General features: G+C 72.2%; 8 protein-coding genes. 1 reads left to right on the top strand and 7 read right to left on the bottom strand.

Annotated elements, in window-relative coordinates:
- Positions 1 to 13: 13 nt before the first annotated feature.
- On the top strand, positions 14 to 379 hold the full coding sequence (locus JW897_RS15850) for a VOC family protein (protein ID WP_048415973.1): 366 nt from the start codon (positions 14 to 16) through the stop codon (positions 377 to 379).
- Between the two features lie 181 nt (positions 380 to 560).
- On the opposite strand, the gene JW897_RS15845 is transcribed toward JW897_RS15850, so the two are convergent.
- From JW897_RS15845 to JW897_RS15815, 7 genes are read right to left on the bottom strand one after another with little or no spacing between them, the layout of a single operon-like run.
- Complete coding sequence (locus JW897_RS15845; RefSeq protein WP_205466891.1) at positions 561 to 1,325, bottom strand: thioesterase domain-containing protein; 765 nt, start codon at positions 1,323 to 1,325, stop codon at positions 561 to 563.
- Positions 1,322 to 2,236, bottom strand: a complete 915-nt coding sequence (locus JW897_RS15840) for an alpha/beta hydrolase (RefSeq protein ID WP_205466890.1) — start codon at positions 2,234 to 2,236, stop codon at positions 1,322 to 1,324. Before JW897_RS15840 ends, JW897_RS15845 begins: the two co-directional genes overlap by 4 nt.
- Positions 2,237 to 2,282: 46 nt before the next feature.
- Positions 2,283 to 3,188: an NAD(P)/FAD-dependent oxidoreductase gene (locus JW897_RS15835; RefSeq protein WP_205466889.1), complete on the bottom strand. Its 906-nt coding sequence runs from the start codon at positions 3,186 to 3,188 to the stop codon at positions 2,283 to 2,285.
- 50 nt (positions 3,189 to 3,238) lie between these two features.
- Positions 3,239 to 4,204 carry a phosphotransferase gene (locus tag JW897_RS15830; protein ID WP_205466888.1) on the bottom strand — a complete coding sequence of 322 codons (966 nt, stop codon included), beginning with the start codon at positions 4,202 to 4,204 and terminating at the stop codon, positions 3,239 to 3,241.
- Entirely contained in the window at positions 4,201 to 5,373 is a 1,173-nt protein-coding gene (locus tag JW897_RS15825) for an acyl-CoA dehydrogenase family protein (protein WP_048415977.1), read from the bottom strand. The genes JW897_RS15830 and JW897_RS15825 overlap by 4 nt, the downstream gene beginning before the upstream one ends.
- Positions 5,370 to 11,081, bottom strand: coding sequence for an amino acid adenylation domain-containing protein (locus tag JW897_RS15820; protein WP_205466887.1), 5,712 nt, complete (start codon positions 11,079 to 11,081; stop codon positions 5,370 to 5,372). The genes JW897_RS15825 and JW897_RS15820 overlap by 4 nt, the downstream gene beginning before the upstream one ends.
- The gene (locus JW897_RS15815) at positions 11,078 to 20,233 is read right to left on the bottom strand and encodes a non-ribosomal peptide synthetase (RefSeq protein ID WP_205466886.1); all 9,156 of its coding nucleotides are present in this window, start codon (positions 20,231 to 20,233) and stop codon (positions 11,078 to 11,080) included. The genes JW897_RS15820 and JW897_RS15815 overlap by 4 nt, the downstream gene beginning before the upstream one ends.
- Positions 20,234 to 20,244 lie beyond the last annotated feature (11 nt).

Here is a 20,244-nt window from a genome sequence, read left to right as displayed (position 1 = left end):
AAGGAGTTCCGCCGTGTCCCAATTGCGCAGCATTGAAATCAAAGTCTTCGTGCCCGCCCGCGACTACGCGCTGTCGCAGCGCTTTTACGCCGATCTGGGCTTCGAGCAAAAATCGGACGGCCACGGCGTCAGCTACTTCGTCCACGGCCAGTGCAGCTTCCTGCTGCAAGACTTCTATCACCCTCAGCTGGCGGAAAACCTGGTGTTGCACCTGCTGGTGGACGATGTCGACGCCTGGCACCGCCAATGGCTGGAACAGGGCATCGCCGAGCGCTATCCGGCCAAGATCGGCCCGCTTGTGGACCAGCCCTGGGGCATGCGCGACTTCTGCCTGCACGATCCTTCCGGCGTGCTGTGGCGCGTCGGCCAGAACCTATAAGAACCTGTTTACGATCTGCTGCGCGTCGGCGATACGGCGTTGAAACCGGCTTCGAAATGCTCATGTACCACTTGTACATTCCGCTTTCTCAGCCGTTTTCGCCTTGTCTCGCCTTGTCTCGCCTTGTCTCGCCTTAGCTCGCGAGATCGTAAACACGTTCTAACACTCCGCGGGCCGGCCCTCACAAAGCGCGGCCAAGCTCCTCGTTCAGCAGCGCGAACAGGCTCTCGGGCCTGCCGTTCAGGAAGAAGTGGTCGCCGGGCATCATTTCGCCGCGAAAGCCGCAGGTGCTGTAGCCGCGCCATGACGCCGTCGCCTCGGCGCCGCCCTCTTCCTCGCTGCCGCCGAGAGCGACGATGCGGCAGTTCAACGGCGGACGCGGTTCGGGACGATAGCTTTCTATCGCCTCGAAATCGGCGCGCAGCACCGGCAGCATCAGCTTGACCAGCTCGGGGTGCTCCAGCACCTCGGGCGGCGTGCCGTTCATTCTCATCACTTCGTCCAGGAACAACTCGTCCGGCAAAGCGTGGATAGGCTTATCCCTCGCCGGCAGATGCGGAGCCGCGCGCCCCGAAACGATCAGGCACGCCGGCGCCGGCAGGCCTCGCGCCTGCGCCCGCTGGGCCACCTCGAACGCCAGGCTCGCGCCCATGCTGTGGCCGAACAAGGCGTAAGGCCGGTCCAGCAGCGGCGCGAGCGCGTCCGTCGCCTCGTCGGCCAGCTGATCCAGACAATAGCGCAGCGCATCGTGAAACCGCTTCCCCCGCCCCGGCGGATGCATGGGCCGGACATCGACCGCGGCCGGCAGCCGCTCCGCCCAGCCCCGGAACACCGCCGCGCCGCCGCCCGCGTACGGAAAGCAGAACAGGCGCAGCGCCGCCTGCCGGCCCGCCGGCGCGGCGTCCACCCAGGCGCCGCCCGGCGCCGGCGTCCACGCGCGGCTCACGACGCCACCTTGCGGACGAAGCCGCCGGCTTCTCTGATCGCCGCTCGCGCCTCCGGCAACATCGGCGCCAAGGTCGCCCATGCGTGCGGCAGCCGCCGCCACACCTTGAAGTCCACCGCAACGCCGGCCGCGCTCGCTTTGCGGGCCACGCGCGCGGCGTCGTCCAGCAACACCTCGCTGTCGCTGGCCTGGATGAACAGATCGGGCAGGCCAGCGTACTCGCCGTAGAGCGGCGAGGCGATCGGATGGTCGGCCGCGGCGTCGCCGAGGTAATAACGCGAGAAATTCCTCACCGCGACGGCCGACAGCATCACGTCGGACGCGTCGTTCGCCTCCAGCGACGCCCCGGTCGCCGCCAGGTCCGTCCACGGCGAGAACAAGACCGCGCCGGCCGGCAACGGCGCGCCCGCGTCGCGCAGCGACAGCAGCAGCGCGAGCGCCAGCCCGCCCCCGGACGAATCGCCGGCGACCACGATGCAGCCGGGCGCCACGCCCTCGTCCAACAGCGCCTGATACGCCGCCAGCGCGTCGTCGACGGCGGCAGGGAAGGGATGTTCCGGCGCCAGCCGATAGTCGAGCGAAAACGCGCGCGCGTCCGCCTCCACCGCCAGCGCGGCGGCCACGCCGCGGTGGGTCAGCGGGGAGCAGAAGCAATAGCCGCCGCCGTGTAGATACAGGATGACCCGGCCGGCCGCCTCGCGCCGCGCGGCGGACTCCGGCTCTATCCACTCGCCGCGCAGCGCCCGCGCGTCCAGCTTGCGCACCCGCCATCCGCGCGGCGGTTTAACCTCGCCGCGCGCCCATTTCGCGCTGCGCGTCCGCATTTCCTCGGCGGTCAGGCCTGGTTTGCGGGTCAGGGATTTGGCCGTTCTGCGCAACAGCCACGAGAAACATACGTTTTGCCAGCTCATTGATCGATTTCCGGTGAATAGAAAGGAAGGCGCGCCGCCGCGCGCCTCAGGCGAACACCAGCTTGCGATGCGCGGCGATGCCCGCCAACGCGCCGTTGCCGATGGCCAGCGCCACGGTGCCGCCGCGGTGCGTGATGTCGCCGCAGGCGAACACGCCGGGCGTCGAAGTCTCCATCGCGTCGTCGGTCCGCACATAAGGCCCCAGCGGCCCCTCCTCGATCGCGCAGCCCAGCTGCTCCGCGACGGGGCTGGACAGCCGGATGCGGTTCATCGTGAACAGGCCGTCGAACTCAAGCCGGCGCCCGTCGGCGAGTTCGACGGTGGCGCGGTCGACGATGCGCGCGATCCGCTCGCGCACGATCTCGACGCCCCGCCGCGCCAGCGCCTCGCGCTGCTCCTCGTCCGGTTCGAAGCCGCCGTCGGTCAGGAACACGGTCGGTCCCCATTCCGGCATCAGCATCGCCGACAGATAGGACAAGGCGTCGCCGCCGAGCACGCCGATGCGGCCGCGGTCCAGTTCGTAGCCGTGGCAGTAAGGGCAGTGGAACACGCTCAGCCCCCAGCGCTCGCTGAGGCCTTCCAGTTCCGGCAGTTCGTCCACCACGCCGAAGGCCAGCACCAGCTGGCGCGCGCCGTAGTCTTGTCCGGAGGCGCAGCGGAGCGCGAAGCCGGCGTCGGTCCGCTGCGCCCGGACCACGGCGTCCGCCCGCCATTGCGCGTTGGGATAGGCGAGCAGCTGCGCCTTGCCATCCGCGGCGATCGCGTCGGGCGAGCGTCCGTCCTGGCCGATCACGCCGTGAGATTGGGCGGCGAAGCGGTTGCGGCGCGCGCCGGCGTCTATCACCAGCACGCGGCGGCGCGCGCGCGCGATCTGCAGCGAGGCGGATTGTCCGGCGTGACTGCCGCCGATCACGACGACGTCGAAGAAGCTTGGGGAAGTATCGGAATGCATGACTTGGGTGTCCTTGGTCTCAAATGGGTGGGACGGCGCGCGGGCGACGGTCACAGCCGGCCGCCGCCGCAGGCTTCCGCCGCGCGGTCCAGCAGCCAGCGCACGATCAGCTTGGCGCGCGGCACGCGCAGCCCTTCGTCGCGGCGCCGCAGCGCCAGTTGCTGAGTGATCACGGCGAGCCGCAGCAGGCCGTAGGCGTACCAGTAGGCGGGAGACGGCACTTCGCGCCCGGCCGCGGCCGCGTACAGGTCCACCAGCGCCGCGCGCGTCGGCGCGCCCGGCGCGCAGCTTGGTCCCGGCGCGTCCAGCCGCAGCAGCGAAGAATCCCGGCCCTCTATCCAGTAGGCGAGCGCGGCGCCGAGGTCGGCCAGCGGATGGCCGACGGCGGCCAGCTCCCAATCGACGACGCCCACCACGCGCGCGGGATCGCCCGGATCGACGAGGATGTTGTCCAGCTTGTAGTCGTTGTGCAGCCAGGCGGCGGGCTCGGTCTCGGGCAGCCGCGCCGTCAGCCAGTCGGCCGCCGCGCGGAAATCCGCGTCCAGCGCCTCGCCCGCCTCCTCCGCGTTCCAGCGCCGCCGCCACTCGCCCAGGATGCGGCGCAGATAGTCGGGAGGCCGGTCGGCCGGCGCGACCTCCAGCGCATGCAGGCTCGCCAGCGTCGCGATGAAGTTTTCCGCGAGCCGGCGCACGGCGTCCGGCGCGAGCTGCCCGCAGGCGGCAGGCGCGACGCCGTCCAGCTTTTCGACCAGCAACAGGGCGGCGTCTTCGCCGTCGTCGACCGCCAGCGGCCTGGGCGCCAGCCGGAACTGGCCGGCCAGCCGCTCAAGCAGCGCGAAGCGGCGCCTCGCCTCGCGCGCGCCGCCCTCAGGCAGCCAGTAAGCGATGAGCTCGCGGTCGCCTCCCTGCACCAGAAACACTTCGCTGGCCCGGCCGCCGCCGACGCGCGTCGCGCGCGCGCCGGCCCCGGAGCGGCCCAGCGCCGCCATCGCGCGCTCCGCGATCCGCGCGCTCACGCCAGCTCCCGGCGGAAGCCGGCCAGCGCATGGCGCGCCACCAGGCTCTTGTGGACTTCGTCCGGGCCGTCGTAGATCCGCCCCGCGCGTTCGTGCCGCCACAGCACGTTGAGAATCGTGTCGCCGCTGACGCCCAGCGCGCCCTGCACTTGCAGCGCGTGGTCGAGCACGGTCTGCGTCGCGCCGGCCACGAAGAATTTAGCGATGGAAATGTCGATCTGCGCGCGTTCGTGGCGGTTCTGCAGCCGCGTGGCCGCCTGGTTCACCAGCAGCCGCGCGGCGTCTATCGACGCGCGGCTCTCGGCGATCCAGTTCTGCACGGTCTGGCGCGAGGACAGCAGCTCGCCCGCCGCCAGCTCCCGGCGGCAAGCGCGCCGGCACATGATGGCGAAGGCGCGCTCGCACACGCCTATCCAGCGCGCGCAATGATGCAGCCGCCCGGTGGCGAGCCGGGACTGCAGCACGACGAAGCCTTCGCCGGGCTTGCCCAGCATCGCGTCTTCGCCCACCCGGCAATCGTCCAGCACCAGTTCGCCGTGGCTGGCCCAGCCGCAGCCCTCGTCGCCCATCACCCGCAGATTGCGGACGCGGCGGAAGCCGGGCGCGTCGGTCGGCACGATGAAGGTGCTGGTGCGCGCGTGCAGCGGCGCGGCCTCGTCGGTGACGGCCAGCACGATGGCGAAGCCCGAGCCGTCGGCGCCGGACGCGAACCATTTGCGGCCGCTCAAACGCCAGGCGCCGTCCTTGAACACCGCCGTGGTTTTCAGCGAGGAGGGATTCGATCCGGCGGACTCCGGCTCCGTCGCCGCGAAGCAGCTGCGCAGCTCGCCGCGCAACAGCGGCTCCAGCCAGCGCCGGCGCTGCGCCGGGGTCGCGTATTCAAGCAGCACGTCGATGTTGCCGGCGTCCGGCGCCTGGTAGTTGACCGCGTAATGGCCGAGCGGCGAGGCGCCCAGCAGCTCGCCCACCTCGACCAGCTCCAGCAGGCTCAGACCCAGGCCGCCGTCGGCTCGCGGCACCTGCGGCAGCCAGAGGCCTTTCATTCGGTTGGCCTCGCGGACTCCGCTCATCAGCCGCTCCACGGCTTCGAAATCGCCGTTGGCCAGCGCCGCCTCCGGTTCCGCCAGCGCCGCCTCGACGGCGGAGAATGCCTTCACTCGTGTATTCATTGTTCTTCCTCGGTTTCCTTCACTGAAACGGCGCGGCGCGCGGCGGCTTCGGCGGCGCGCAAGGCGGCGGCCGGCCCGCTGACGAACGGATGCCGCATGATGCCGATGTGGTCGCCCGGCAGGCGGATCGCCGCCGCGGCCGGCGCCGCCCGGCGCCAGCCGTCGATGAGCGCGTCGCCGCCGGCCGCGTCGCCGTCCTGATCGGCGGCGACCATCAGGTGCAGCGCGCCCGCATAAGGCGTCTCCGGCGCGTAGTCGGTCTGCGAATGCGCGATGAAGGCGCGCACGCGCGCCGCGAATTCGGCCAGGCTCAGTTCCTCCGGCACCGCGCCCGCCGCTATCAGCCGCTCGCGCAAACGCTCCACCCGCCGCGCCTCGTCCAGCGCGTCGAATTCCTCCTCTGCGAACGCCAGCCCGACGTCGGCCAGGCGCGCGAAGCTGTTGCCGATTTCCGCGATCCAGCGGCCGTCGGTCCAGTCTTCCCTGCGCGCCGCCGCCGCGGGCCCGGGCGGCAGGCTGTCGACCACCGCGACCCAATCCACCGCCTCGCCCTGCCCGGCCAATTGCCGCGCGATCTCGAAGGCGACCCAACCGCCGAAGGAATGGCCGCCCAGCCGGTACGGGCCGTAGGGCTGCACCCGCCGGATGTCGGCGATCAGCGCCGTCGCGATGGCTTCGACGCCGCCCGCGCCGTCGTCGTCGGGTCCGGGCAGCGTCATGCCCCAGACCGAGAAGGCGTTGGGCAGCTCCGCCGCCAGCGCGCGCAGATACGGCGCATGCCCGCCCGCGCCGGGCGCGAAGAACAGCGGCGGCGCGCCGCCGGCCGCGGACAGCGCGACCAGCGCGCCGACCCGGGCGCCGTCTTCGCCCGCGCCGTCGGTTTCTATGATCCGGGCCTGCTCGGCCACCGTCTGCGCCGTCAGCAGGCGGGCCACCACCCGCGCGTCCAGCCCGAAAGCCCGGCCGGCGCGGGAGCAAATCCTCAGCATCAGCAGCGAATCGCCGCCCAGCGCGACGAAGTCGCTGTCGTCGGACGGCGGGTCGCGCTTGAGCACCGCCGCCCACAGCGCGCCCAGCTCGCGCCGCAGCGCCGCGCCGCGGGGCCGCGACGCGGCGGACGGTTTGACCGCGGACGGCGTCGCCGCCGCCGAGGCCTCGCTCCTGCGCTCGCCGCCGTCCGCCTTGTTCTCGGCCAAGATTTCCGCGCCCGGTTCCGCCGGCGCGGATTCGCCGAGCAGCGCGCGCAGCGCGTCCGCGTAGCAAGCGACGAAGCGGCCGACGGTCGCCGCCGAGAAATGCCCGCGCGACGGCACCAAGCTGATCCGCAACACGCCTCGCCGGCCGTCGAAGCTGCTTTGCACCACCAGCGGCACATTGGTCGTGTCGCTGGCGTAGCCGTCGGAAACGTCGATGTCGCGCACCGCCTCTTCCAGCGCGCGGAAATGCGTGAAGTTGAACAGCGCGTCGAACACCGTGCCGGCCTGCCTATGCAGCTCGATCAGGGGATAGCGCCGGCGGCTGAAGACCTCCAGCTCGGCCGCCTGCACCGCGCGCACCAGCGCGGCGGGGTCGCCGACGCCGGCCGAGAAATCGAAGCCTAGCGGCAGGCTGTTCAGGAACAGGCCCAGCGCGCGGTCGCCGTCTACGCCCTCGCTGCGGCCGTTGAACACCACGCCGCTCGTCACCGCCGGCGCGCCGACGATGCGCGACAAGGCGAGCAGATGCGCCGTCAGCAGCACGCTTTTCACCGAGGCGCCCGCGCTCGCGGCGAGCGCTTGCAGCCGCGCCGACTGCGCGGCCGAGATCGGCACCTCCGCCGGCGCCGCGTCGCCGTCCGGCTCGCGCGCCAGCCGCGTGGCCGGCAAGGATTGCAGCCGCGCGCGCCACCAGTCGCGCAGCGCGTCCGAACGCGCCGCCTCGCGCTCCCGCTCGACGAACTCTCGGAACCGGCTCGCCGGCGCCGCAAGCGCCGGCGGCCGCCCGGCCAGCCGCGCCGAGTAATCGGAAATCAGCTCGGAGAGCAGCAGGTTGAAGCTCCAGCCGTCCAGAATCGCGTGATGCTTGGTCACGCCGATATGCAGCTCGTCCTCGCTCAGGCGATGCACGGCGAAGCGGATCAGCGGCGGGCGCTCGACGTCGAAGCGCCGGCGCCGCTCGGCCTCGCGCCAATCGAGAATCCGCGCGTCCTGCCGCGCCGGCTCCAGGCCCCGCCAGTCGCTGACCGCCAGCGGCAAGGGCACCCGGCGATGGACATACTGCAGCGGCTCCTCCTCGGCGGCCAGGTCGAAGGCGGTGCGCAGCGCCGGATGGCGTTCGAAGGCGCCGCGCAGCGCCGCCTCCAGAGCGGCCGCGTCGAAGCGCAGGGCCAGACGCTGATCGTTGACGTTGTGATAGGCGGAGTCCTGGCCGTGCCGCATCTCGTTGGCGAGCATCGCCATCTGCATCGCGCTCAGCGGATACGCGTCCTCGTACGCGGGGTCCAGCGGCGGCGGCGCGCTCGCGGCGGCCGGCGCCGAGCCCGCCTGGCGGACGCGCGGCGCGAGCCGCTCTATGGTCAGCGCGCTCATCAGATCCTCCAGCGAAAAATCGATGTCCACCTTGTGCGCGGCCGACAGGATCTGGATGCTCAGGATGGAATCGCCGCCCAGCTCGAAGAAGTTGTCGGTGACGCCGACCGGAGAGCGCTTGAGCACGGACTCGAACACGCCGACCAGCGCCTGCTCCACCGCGTTGCGCGGCGCGACGTGCGGACGCGCCGCTGCGCCGTCCGCCGCCAGCGCGTCGGCCAGCCGGCGGCGATCGAGCTTGCCGTTGTTGGTCAGCGGAATCGCGTCCATCTCGATCAGACGCGCCGGAATCGCGTGCGGCGGCAGGCGCTGCGCGAGCCAGTCCCGCAAGGCGACGCCGGAGACGCGCGCCGGCTCGCGCGCGACCACAAAGCCCGCCAATTGGGCGTGGCCGTCCAGGGTCGCGTCGTCGACCATCACCGCCGCGGCGGCGACGTCCGGATGCCGGGCCAGCGCCACCTCCACCTCGCCCAGTTCGATGCGGAAGCCGCGGATCTTGACCTGGTCGTCGATGCGGCCCAGGTAGTCGAGTTCGCCGCGCGCGTCCCAGCGCCCGAGGTCCCCGCTGCGGTAAAGCCGCGCGCCGGGCAGGTACGGGTCCGCGATGAAGCGCTCGCGGTCAAGCTCGGCACGGTTGTGATAGCCGCGCGCCACGCCCTCTCCTCCCACGTAGATTTCGCCCGGCACGCCGGGCGGCACCGGGTGGCCGGCGGCGTCGAGCAGGTAGACGCGGTAGCCGGGCAAGGGCCGGCCTACCGGGCTGCGCGAGGACTGCGCGTCGCCCGGGCCCAGCACGCGCTCGGTCACGTGCACCGTGGTCTCGGTGATGCCGTAGAGATTGACGAGCGCGACGCCGTCCGCATCGCGCAGGCAGGCGGCGAACTGGCTGGGTATCGTCGCCTCGCCGCCGAAGAACACGTGGCGCAAGCCGGCCGGCAAGGGCCGCCGCGCCTCGTCCAGCGCGCGCAGCAGTTGCTTGAAGGCGCTGGGGGTCTGGCTCAGCATCGTGACGCCCGCGCGCTCCAGCAGCGCGAGAAATTCGTCCGGCGCGCGCGAACAGCGGTAAGGCACGATTTCCAGCCGCCCGCCGTGCAGCAGGGCGCCCCAGATTTCCCACACCGAAAAATCGAAGGCGTAGGAGTGGAACAGGGTCCACACGTCCGACGGCCCGATGCCGTAGCGCCGGCGCGTGGACGCGAACAGGTGGTCCGCATTGCGGTGCTCGACGCACACGCCCTTGGGCTGACCGGTCGAGCCCGAGGTGTAGATCACATAGCAAAGATCCGTCGGCGAGGTCTCGCGCGGCGGCGGCGCGTCCTCGCCTTCGCCCGACGCCGGCGCCTCGCCCATCCCGATACGCGCGCCGCCGAAACCGCCGAAGCGCTCGCCCGCCTCGGCGCCGCAGATCAGCGCGACGGCGCCGATGTCGTCCAGTATCCACTCTAGGCGTTCCGGCGGATGGTCGAGATCGAGCGGCACATAGCAGGCGCCCGCCTTCAGCACCGCCAGGATCGCGACGACGCTGTCCACGCCGCGCCCGAACGCCAGCGCCACCGGCGCGTTGCCGCGCACTCCGGCCGCGTCCAGCCGCCACGCCAGCCGGTTCGCGCGGCGATCCAGCTCGGCGTAAGTCAGCGTCTCGCCGTCGCAGCTCAGCGCGACGGCGTCCGGCCGCGCGCGCGCCTGCGCCTCGAAGCGGCGATGCAGGCACTGGCGCTCCGCATCGTCCGCGCGGCGGGCCTCCGCGTTCCACCGCGCGGCCAGCGCGCGGCCCGCCTCGTCGCCGAGCAGCGAGGCCCGCGCGACGCTCAGCGCCGGGCCGCCGCGTTCGAACTGGCCCAGCACTTCCGCCAGCATTTCGACGATACGCTCCGCCGACGCCTGCGTGAGCCGCTGGCGGTCGAAATGCAGGCGCAGGCGCAGGCGCTCGCCGGGAATCGCGACCACGGTCAGCGGATAATTGGTCTGTTCCACCACCTCGACGTCGCTGACGCCCAGTTGCTCGCGGTAGCGCGTCGCGTCCGCGCGCGCCGGGTAGTTCTCAAACACCACCAGGCTCTCGAACAAGGGCGCGCCGGGGGCGACGCCGCTCCAGGCCGGAATCGCGTGCAGCGGCGTATACGCGTAGGCTTCGGCGTCGACGTGCCGGCGGTGCAGCTGTCTCAGCCAGTCGCCCAGCGTCAGCGCCGCGTCGACGGAGGCGCGCGTCGGCAGCGCGTTGACGAAGAGCCCCACCATCTGCTCGACGCCGCGCAGCCCGGCCGGCCGGCCGGACACGGTGGTGCCGAACACCACGTCGTCGCGGCCGCTCGCCCGCGCCAGCAACAGCGCCCAGGCGGCCTGGATCACCGTGCTCTGGGTCAGCTCGCACTCACGCGCCAGCCGCTGCAGTCCCTCGCTCGTCCGCGGGTCGAGTTCGCGTTCGATCAGGCCGTGGCCGGGCGCGCGGTCCGGGCTCGCCTCGTCGGCGAACGGCAAGGGCGTGGCCGAGCGCACATCGCCCAGCCGCGCGCGCCAGAAGGCTTCGGCCGCGGCGCCGTCCTGCTCGTCCAGCCAGCGCAGAAAGGCGCTGTACGGCTGGGGCGGCGGCAGCGCCGGCGCCGCGCCGCGCCGGAGCGCGTCGTAGAAGGCGAGCGCTTCGCCCAGCACGATCTGCACCGACCAACCGTCCAGCAACAGATGGTGATAGCTCCACACGAACTCGTAGCGCTGCTCGCCGGTGCGGAACAAGGCGCAGCGCATCAGCGGCGCGCGGCTCAGGTGAAAGCCGGGACGCCGGTCCGCGTCGCGGTAGGCGGCGAGGCGGCGCTGCTGTTCCTCGGGGTCGAACTGTCGCCAGTCCTCCTCCACCCACGGCAGCTCGACGTCGCGGAAGACCACCTGCACCGGCTTGGACGGCCCGTCCCACAGAAAGCCGGTGCGCAGCACGCCGTGGCGCGCGATCACCGCTTCCAGCGCGCGCCGGTAATCGGCGGCGTCTAGCGCGGCGTGGAAGGCGCAGGCGACCTGTTCGTAATAGACGCCGGAATCCGGCGACTTCAGCGTATGGAACAGCAGGCCCTGCTGCGTCGGCGTCAACGGCAGCATGGTCTCGACTTTCGAGCGGGCTTGCTGTGCGGCATTCGATAATGTTTGGTTCATGACTGTTCGTTCAGTAGCTGTAACACTTCGTCGATATCGTCCTGGTCCAGATGGGCGAGCGGCAGGTCCGACGGCGTCAGGCCGCCCGACTGCGGCGACAGGCAATGCGTCAGCACCGCGTCCAGCTCGGCGCGGAAACCCTCGGCCAGCGCCGCGATCGCGCCCTGCTCTTGCCGAGCTGCGTTGTACAGCCAGTCCACCCGCAGCCGGCCCTCGTGCACCTGCGCCACCACGTCCAGCGCGTAGCGCCGCGTCATCCCCGCCGAGCGCGTCCCGCCCGGCGGCTCGCCCAGCCATGTCGCTCGCGGCTCGCCGCCCTCGTCCAGACGCCATTGACCCAGGTAGTTGAAGCACACCGTGCGCGCATGGCCGCCCAGCTCCGCCCCCCGCCCGCCGTAGCGCAGCGCGTGGTAAGCGATGCCGCCGTCCGGCGCCCCGCGCATCCTCTCCTTCACCGACTTCAGCTCGCGCGACAGCTCGCCGCTCTGCGGCAGCCGCAACGGATACAGGCTGGTGAACCAGCCCACGGTGCGCGACACGTCCACGCCCGCCAGCCCGTCCCGGCCATGGCCTTCCAAGTCCAGCACGCATTCCTCGGCGCCCGTCCATCGGCGCAAGGCGCGCGCCAGCGCCGCCACCAGCAATTCCTCCGGACGCATCCGGTAGGCCTCGCCCGCCTGCCGCAGCCAGCGTTCCGTCGTCTCCGCGTCCCACTGCAGCGACACGCGCGACTCCGCCGCCACCGTGTCCTCGCCCGCGCCGACGCCGGGCAGGGACATCCCCGGCGCGTCCATCTCCCGCCAGTAGCGCAGCGTCGATTCCGGCAGGGTCTCCGCCCACTCCCACAGCCGCCGCGACCAGGCCTGGTACGACATGGTCTTGGCCGGCCATGCCGCCGCCTCGCCCCGGCTCAGCGCCGCGTAGGCTCGCCACAGGTCTTCCAGCAGAATCCGCCACGACACCCCGTCCACCGAGGCGTGATGCGCCAGCCACAGCAAGCGCCAGCCCGCGTCCAACCGGTACAGCCGCGCCGCCCACAGGCTGGCGCCGTCCAGACGCAGACCGGCCTGCAGTTCCGCCGCGTCGCGCTCCAGCGCGGCCTCGGCATCGGCCAGGCCGCGCAAATCCACGGCCTTCACCTCCACCGGCGCGCCGGCGCCGCTTTCCTGAATCCAGCGCTCGCCGTCCCGCCGCCAGCCTATCCGCAGCGCGTCGTGGCGTTGCGCCACCGCCTGCAGCGCGGCGATCAGCGCCTCGGGATCGACAACGCCGTCCAGGCCCAGATAAGCCCCCTGGCTGAACTGCTCCCAGTCCGTCCCCGGCCAGTCCAGATACCAGGCCTGAATCGGACCCGGCCTCACTTCGCCTTCCACCTCGCCCTGCTCCGCCTGAGCGCCGACGTCTTCCGCCGCGCCGCTCTCCGCCGCCAGTTCCGCTATCGTCGGATGGCGGAACACCTGTTGCGGGCTGATGCGCAAGCCCCGTTCCGCCGCCCGCGACGCCATCTGGATGCTCAAGATGGAATCGCCGCCCAACGCGAAGAAGTTGTCCCTAACCCCGACGCGCTCCAGCCCCAGCAGCCCTTGCCAGATTTCCACCAGCGCCGCCTCGGCTTCGTTCTCCGCCGCCGCCGCGCCCGCTTCGACCACCGGCTCAGGCAGACGCTTGCGGTCCACCTTGCCGTTGGCGCTCAGCGGCACGCTGTCCAGCGCCATGATCGACGCGGGCAGCATGTAAGGCGGCAGACGCCGCGCCAGCGCGTCGCGAATCGCGGCGGGATCGAAGCCCCCGTCCGGCCGCGGCAGCACATAGCCGGCGATGATCCGCCGGCCCTCGCGCTCGATCACCGAGGCCACGCCGCGCTCCACGCCCGGCGCCGCCGCGAGCGCGGCTTCGATTTCGCCGATCTCGATCCGGAAGCCGCCGATCTTGACCTGGTCGTCCACCCGTCCCAGGAACTCCAGATTGCCGTCGGCAAGCGCGCGCGCGCGATCGCCGGTCCGGTACATCCGCTCGCCCGGCACAAAGGGGTTGTCGACGAAGCGGTAGGCCGTGAGATCGGGCTGGCCGAGATAGCCCAAGGCCACGCCCGCGCCGGCGATCCACAAATCGCCCGCCACGCCCACCGGCACCGCCTGCAGCGAGGAGGACAGCACATAGAGCCGCTGCCCCGGCAAATGGCGGCCGTAGGGCACGAAGGCGGCGTCGGCCGCCAGCCCCCGCGTGTCGTACCAGCACGACCAGATGGCCGCCTCGGTGGCGCCGCCCAGCGCGAGCACCTCCGGATCGGAGGTCCCGGCCGCGCGGATCTGCGCGGGCAGCCCCACCGGCACGCGGTCGCCGCTCAGCATCGCCAGCTTCAAGGAGGGCGGCAGCGCGCGCCCGCTCTGCCGGCATTCGAGCAGCAACAGCTCCATCACCGCCGGCACCGACTCCCATACCGTCGCCCCCTCGCGCGTCATCAGGTCCAGCCACACGCCCGGCGCGATCGTCGACGACTCCGGCGCCAGCAAGACCGCGGCGCCCGCCGCGAACGCGCCGAAGAAATCGAACACCGACAGATCGAAGCCCGCCGCCGACACGCACATCAAGCGGTCGGACGCGCCGATCTGGTAGCCGCGCAGAAAGACCTCCATCGTCAGCGAGGCCGCGCGGTGGGTGATCATCACTCCCTTTGGCTTGCCGGTGGATCCCGAGGTGAACATCACATAGGCCAGGTCGTCCGGCGCCGCCTCCGGCAGCGCGACGTCGGCCGGCGGCTCCTCCTCGATCAGGATCGCGCGCGCCGCGACGCCGTCCAGCAGCGGCAGATGCTCGCGCGTCGTCAGCACGTGGCCGACCGTGGCCAGCAGATCGCGCAGGCGTCCCGGCGGCATCGCCGGATCGGCCGGCACGTAGGCGCAGCCGGCGCGCATCACGCCCGAGTAGGCGGCCACCGCGCGCGCGCTCCTCGGCAGCAGCACCGCCACCGGTTCGCGCCGCGCGCCCGCCACCGCCACCGCCCTGGCCACGCGCAGGGTCTCGTCGGCCAGCTCGCGGTAATTCATCGCCTCGTCTACGCCTATGATCGCCGGCGCCAGCGGCGTCAGCTCGGCGTGCCGCTCTATGCCGGCGTGCAGCAGATAGCCGTCGCCCACCGGCGGCGTCGCGTTCCAGTCGTGAATCAGCCGACGCGCCTCCTCGTCGTCGACCAGGGTCAGATCGCCAAGCCGCGCGTCCGGCCGCGCGGCGAGCTGGGCCAGCAGATGCAGGAAGCTCGCGCCCAGCCGGCCTATGCCCTCCTCGTCGTAACGCGCGGCGTCGAAGTCGACGTAGAGCACGGTCTCTTCGCCCGGGATCAGCTGGCCAACCAGCGGATAGTTGGTGCGCGTCTCCGCCGCCGCGAACTCGCTGACGTCGAAACCGGCGTCGCCTCGGACCAGGGTCCGGTCCACCGGGTAGTTTTCCACCACGAACAAGCTGCTCAGCAGCTCGCCGCCGTCGTAGCCCGCCCAGCGCCGGATGTCGGTCAGCGAGGCGGCGCCCAGCCTGGCCCGCTCGCTCTGCTGGCCATGCAGCTGGCGCAGCCACTCCGATACCCGCGCCTCGTCGTCTATGCTCACGCGCGCCGGCACCGTGTTGATGAAGAGGCCCACCATCTGCTCGACGCCCGGCAGCGTCGCCGGTCGGCCGGACAGCGTGGTGCCGAACACCACCTCGCGCCCGCCGCCGGCGTAGCCCAGCGTCAGCGCCCAGGCGCCGGCCAGCAGGCTGGCGCGGGTCACGCCGGCCCGCCGCGCTGCGCGGTCGACCTGATCGCGCAGCGCCGCGTCGAAGACGAAGGCGCGCCGGCCCTGGCCCTGCGCTTGAGGGCCGCGCGCCGGAGACGCGAAGCCGATGGGCGTGGGCTCCTCGACGCCGTCCAGCACTTGCCGCCAGTACGCGGCCTGCTCGCGCGCGTCCCGCGCGGCCAGCCAGTCGACGAAGGGCTGAAAACGGCTGCCCGCCAGCGGAGCCGCTTCGCCGGCGCCCAGCTCGGCGTAACGGCCGAGCACCTGCTTCAGGATCAAGGGCACCGACCAGCCGTCGACGACCGCGTGGTGGTAGCTCCACAGAAAACGCCAGGTCTCGCCGGGCTCGCGGATCAGGGTGCCGCGCAGCAAGGGCCCGCGCTCGAGATCAAAGCCGCGTTCGCGGTCAAGCTCGCGCAGCGCGGCGAAGCGGCCGGCGCAGGCCTCGGCGGACAGCGCGCGCCAATCCAGCGCGTCCCAGTCCGGGTCCAGACGCGGATGGACGATTTGCACCGCGCTCTTCAGCCCTCGCCAGCGGAAGGTGGTGCGCAGCGAGGCGTGCGCCGCCGCGACGTCGAACCAGGCGCGGCGGAAGCGCTCCGCGTCCAAGGCTCCGCTCATTTTCCAATGCAGTTGCTCGATGTAGAGCGGCGCGCCGTCGTCGGCGATGGAATGGAACAGAATGCCCTGCTGCAGCGGCGTGACGCCGTACAGCGCCTCCAGCCGCGGATGCTCGCGCTCGATCGCGTCGATGTCGCACTGCTCCAGCTGGGCGAGCGGCAGGTCCGACGGCGTCAGGCCGCCCGACTGCGGCGACAGGCAATGCGCCAGCACCGCTTCCAGCTCGGCGCGGAAACCCTCGGCCAGCGCCGCGACCGCGCCCTGCTCTTGCCGCGCCGCGTTGTACAGCCAGTCCACCCGCAGCCGGCCCTCGTGCACCTGCGCCACCACGTCCAGCGCGTAGCGCCGCGCCATCCCCGCCGAGCGCGTCCCGCCCGGCGGCTCGCCCAGCCATGTCGCGCGCGGCTCGCCGCCCTCGTCCAGACGCCATTGGCCCAGGTAGTTGAAGCACACCGTGCGCGCATGGCCGCCCAGTTCCGCCCCCCGCCCGCCGTAGCGCAGCGCGTGGTAAGCGATGCCGCCGTCCGGCGCCCCGCGCATCCTCTCCTTCACCGACTTCAGCTCGCGCGACAGCTCGCCGCTCTGCGGCAGCCGCAACGGATACAGGCTGGTGAACCAGCCCACGGTGCGCGACACGTCCACGCCCGCCAGCCCGTCCCGGCCATGGCCTTCCAAGTCCAGCACGCATTCCTCGGCGCCCGTCCATCGGCGCAAGGCGCGCGCCAGCGCCGCCACCAGCAATTCCTCCGGACGCATCCGGTAGGCCTCGCCCGCCTGCCGCAGCCAGCGTTCCGTCGTCTCCGCGTCCCACTGCAGCGACACGCGCGACTCCGCCGCCACCGTGTCCTCGCCCGCGCCGACGCCGGGCAGGGACATCCCCGGCGCGTCCATCTCCCGCCAGTAGCGCAGCGTCGATTCCGGCAGGGTCTCCGCCCACTCCCACAGCCGCCGCGACCAGGCCTGGTACGACATGGTCTTGGCCGGCCATGCCGCCGCCTCGCCCCGGCTCAGCGCCGCGTAGGCTCGCCACAGGTCTTCCAGCAGAATCCGCCACGACACCCCGTCCACCGAGGCGTGATGCGCCAGCCACAGCAAGCGCCAGCCCGCGTCCAGCCGGTACAGCCGCGCCGCCCACAGGCTGGCGCCGTCCAGACGCAGACCCGCCTGCAGTTCCGCCGCGTCGCGCTCCAGCGCAGCCTCGGCATCGGCCAGGCCGCGCAAATCCACGGCCTTCACCTCCACCGGCGCGCCGGCGCCGCTTTCCTGAATCCAGCGCTCGCCGTCCCGCCGCCAGCCTATCCGCAGCGCGTCGTGGCGTTGCGCCACCGCCTGCAGCGCGGCGATCAGCGCCTCGGGATCGACGACGCCGTCCAGGCCCAGATAAGCCCCCTGGCTGAACTGCTCCCAGTCCGTCCTCGGCCAGTCCAGATACCAGGCCTGAATCGGACCCGGCCTCACTTCGCCTTCCACCTCGCCCTGCTCCGCCTGAGCGCCGACGTCTTCCGCCGCGCCGCTCTCCGCCGCCAGTTCCGCTATCGTCGGATGGCGGAACACCTGTTGCGGGCTGATGCGCAAGCCCCGTTCCGCCGCCCGCGACGCCATCTGGATGCTCAAGATGGAATCGCCGCCCAACGCGAAGAAGTTGTCCCGGACCCCGACCCGCTCCAGCCCCAGCAGCCCTTGCCAGATCTCCACCAGCGCCGCCTCGGCCTCGTTCTCCGCCGCCGCCGCGCCCGCTTCGACCACCGGCTCAGGCAGACGCTTGCGGTCCACCTTGCCGTTGGCGGACTGCGGCAAGGCGTCCAGCCACAGCCAGACGCGCGGCACCATATAGCCCGGCAGCCGCGCCTCCAGCCACGCCTGCACCGCCGCCGTGTCCGCGGCCTCGCCCGCGTCCGGCCGCGCCACCAGATAGCCGACCAGCTGCTTCTCGTCCGCGGCGCTGCGCCGCAGCGCGACGGCGCAGCCGCTCAGGCCGGGATGATGGCCCAGCGTCGCCTCGATCTCGCCGAGTTCTATCCGGTAGCCGCGCAGCTTGATCTGCTCGTCGATCCGGCCGAGGAATTCCAGCACCCCGTCGCGCCGCCAGCGCACGCGGTCGCCGGTGCGATACCAGCGCCCGCCGTCCGGCGGCGGCGCCGCGACGAAGCGCTCCGCCGTCAAGTCGGCGCGCCCCAGATAGCCGAGCGCGAGCCCGTCGCCGCCCGCCCACAATTCGCCGGGCACGCCGACCGGCACCAGCCGGCCTTGCGCGTCGACCACCCGCACCTCGGTATTGCCGATAGGCCGCCCGATCGGAATCGAGCCGCGCCGCGCGTCGTCGGCGGTCACCCTATGGCTGCAAGTGAAAGTGGTGTTTTCCGTCGGGCCGTAGCCGTTGATCAGCGCCACGCCGGGGCAGGCCTCGAGAAAGGCGCGGCAGCTCGCCGCCGGCAGCGCGTCGCCGCCGGTCAGCAATTCGCGCAGGCCGACTAACGCGGCCGGCTCCTCCTCCACCGCCATGCGGAACAGATCGGCGGTCAGCCACATCGTGGTGACGCCGTCGCGGGACGCCGCGTCCAGAAAGGGCATGCCCGGCTCCGCGAGCACCAGCCGCCCGCCGTTCAGCCAGCAGCCCCAGATTTCGAAGGTCGACGCGTCGAAGCCCAGCGGCGACTGCTGCAGCATCACCGTCGACGCGTCCAGCCGCGCGTAGCCGCCGCCGGTGGCGAGCCGCGTCACCGCGCGGTGCGGAACCGCCACGCCCTTGGGCTGCCCGGTGGAACCCGAGGTGTACATCACATAGGCCAGGTCTTCCGGACCCGCGCGCCGCGCTTCGGCCGGGAGCGGCGTCGCGGCGTCGGCTTCGCAGTCGGCCAGGCTGAGCACCGGTCCGGCGTAATCGCCGAGCCAGCCGGCGTCCAGCCCGTCGGCGACTATCATCAGCGCGGGCGCGGCGTCCGCCGTCATCGCGCGCAAGCGCGCGGCCGGATACATGGGATCGAGCGGCAGATAGGCGGCGCCCGCCTTCAGCGCCGCGAGAAAGACGGCGAGCAGGCGCGGCGAGCGCTCGCCGGCGACGCCCACCAGCGCGCCCGCCTCGACGCCGGCCGCGCGCAGCGCGCCGGCCGCACGGTCCGACCACTGATCGAGCTCCGCGTAAGTCCAGCGCGCGCCGCCCTGCTCCAGCGCGATGCGTCCGGGATGAGCCGCCGCGCGTTCGCGGAACAACTGGTCCATCGCGGCGTCGGCGCGGTAAGGCAGCTCATGCCGCCCCCAGCCGCGCAGCAGCGCCTCTTCCTCTCCGGACAGCATGGGCAAGGCGCGCGCGTCCGTGTCGGGCGACGCCAGCGCCGCGCGCAGCAAGGTCAGATAATGCTCGCCCAGCTGGCGGATGGTGGCCGCCTCGTACAGATCGGTGTTGTACTGCCAGACCGCGAAGGTGCCGCGCTCGTCGCCCTCGATCGACAAATAAAGATCGAAGCGCGCGAACGGGCTGTCCAGATCGAACGGCGTGGCCGCGCCGCTCGCGGTGCGCACCGCCGGCAGGCGGACGTTCTGGAAGGCGAACACGGTCTGGGCGAACTGCTCGTGCCGGGGTCCGCCGCGCGCGCGCAGCCGTTCCACGACGGCGTCCAGCGGCACGCCCTGGCGCGCGAAGGCCCGCGCGCTCGCGTCGCGGACCCTATCCACCATGGCGCCGAAGCTGTCGTCCTCGCCCATCTCGGTGGCCAGCGCAACCAGGTTGACGAAGTAGCCGGCGATGTCCTCCGCCGCCTGGAACGGCCGATTGGCCGCCGGCGTCAGCGTCAGCGCGCGCGCCTCGCCGGTGTAGCGATGCTGCAGCAGCGCGAAAGCGCTGAACAAGGTGGTGAACAAGGTGGCGTTGCGGGCACGCGAAAACGCGGCCGCCGCGTCCATGCAGTCGGCCGGAATCTCGAAGCGCTCGGTGCCGCCGCGCCCGCTCAGCGCCGGCGGACGCGCGCGGTCGCCGCGTATCGCCGGCACCTCGTCCACCTGCGCCAGCGCGTCGATCCAGTCGTCCAGTTGCGCGGCGTAGTCCGACGACGCCATCCAGCGGCGCTGCCAGGCGGAAAAATCGCGATAGCTGAGCCGGGGCGCCGAGGCCTCGGGCGCGTCCGGCGATGCGAGATAGGCGCTGAAATCGCGGATCAGCACGCTCATCGACCAGCGGTCGAAGATGGCGTGATGGATGGTCAGCACCAGCACCGCGGCGCGCCCGGGCGTCGAGAACAGATCGACTCGCCACATCGGCGCGCCGGCGGCGAAGGGCTGGCGGGCCAGTTCGGCGGCGCGCGCGCGCAAGGCGTCGTCGCCGTCCACCGCCCACGTTTGCAAGACGACCAGCGGCTCGGGCAGAACCGTCTGTTGCCCCGGCTCGCCGTCGCTGAAGACGGTGCGCAGGATGTCGTGCCGGCGCGCCAACGCCGCGAACGCGCGGGCAACGGCCTCCGCGTCGACGGCGTCGGCGAGCTCGATCGCGGCCTGTTCGTTGTACATCGCCGGATCGCCCAGCCGCGTCGCCGCGACCAGACGGGCCTGCCCCGGCGACAGCGCCGCCGCGTCGCCGGCCTCGCCCGGCTGCGCCGGCGACAGCGGCGCGGCGCGCGCGCCCTCGTCGTCCAGCACGCGCAGCAGCGCCTCCTTGGCGTCGCGCAGCCGCGCGACCAGCGCCTCGTCGAGCGCGCCCTGCGGCGCCTGCACCTGAAGCTGATCGCCGCGACGGCGCAGCGTGACGCCCGCGTCGGCAAGATCGGTCATGAGCCGTGCCA

This window comes from Chromobacterium alkanivorans (genome assembly GCF_016937655.1).
GTDB classification, from domain to species: Bacteria; Pseudomonadota; Gammaproteobacteria; order Burkholderiales; family Chromobacteriaceae; genus Chromobacterium; species Chromobacterium alkanivorans.
Note: the sequence above shows the minus strand (reverse complement) of the source record. Positions and strands in the feature narration are given on the sequence as shown.

Coding starts and splice junctions, on each gene's coding strand:
- JW897_RS15840 (WP_205466890.1), bottom strand. CDS start 2,236: ATGAGCTGGCAAAACGTATGTTTCTCGTGGCTGTTGCGCAGAACGGCC.
- JW897_RS15835 (WP_205466889.1), bottom strand. CDS start 3,188: ATGCATTCCGATACTTCCCCAAGCTTCTTCGACGTCGTCGTGATCGGC.
- JW897_RS15825 (WP_048415977.1), bottom strand. CDS start 5,373: ATGAATACACGAGTGAAGGCATTCTCCGCCGTCGAGGCGGCGCTGGCG.
- JW897_RS15820 (WP_205466887.1), bottom strand. CDS start 11,081: ATGAACCAAACATTATCGAATGCCGCACAGCAAGCCCGCTCGAAAGTC.
- JW897_RS15815 (WP_205466886.1), bottom strand. CDS start 20,233: ATGACCGATCTTGCCGACGCGGGCGTCACGCTGCGCCGTCGCGGCGAT.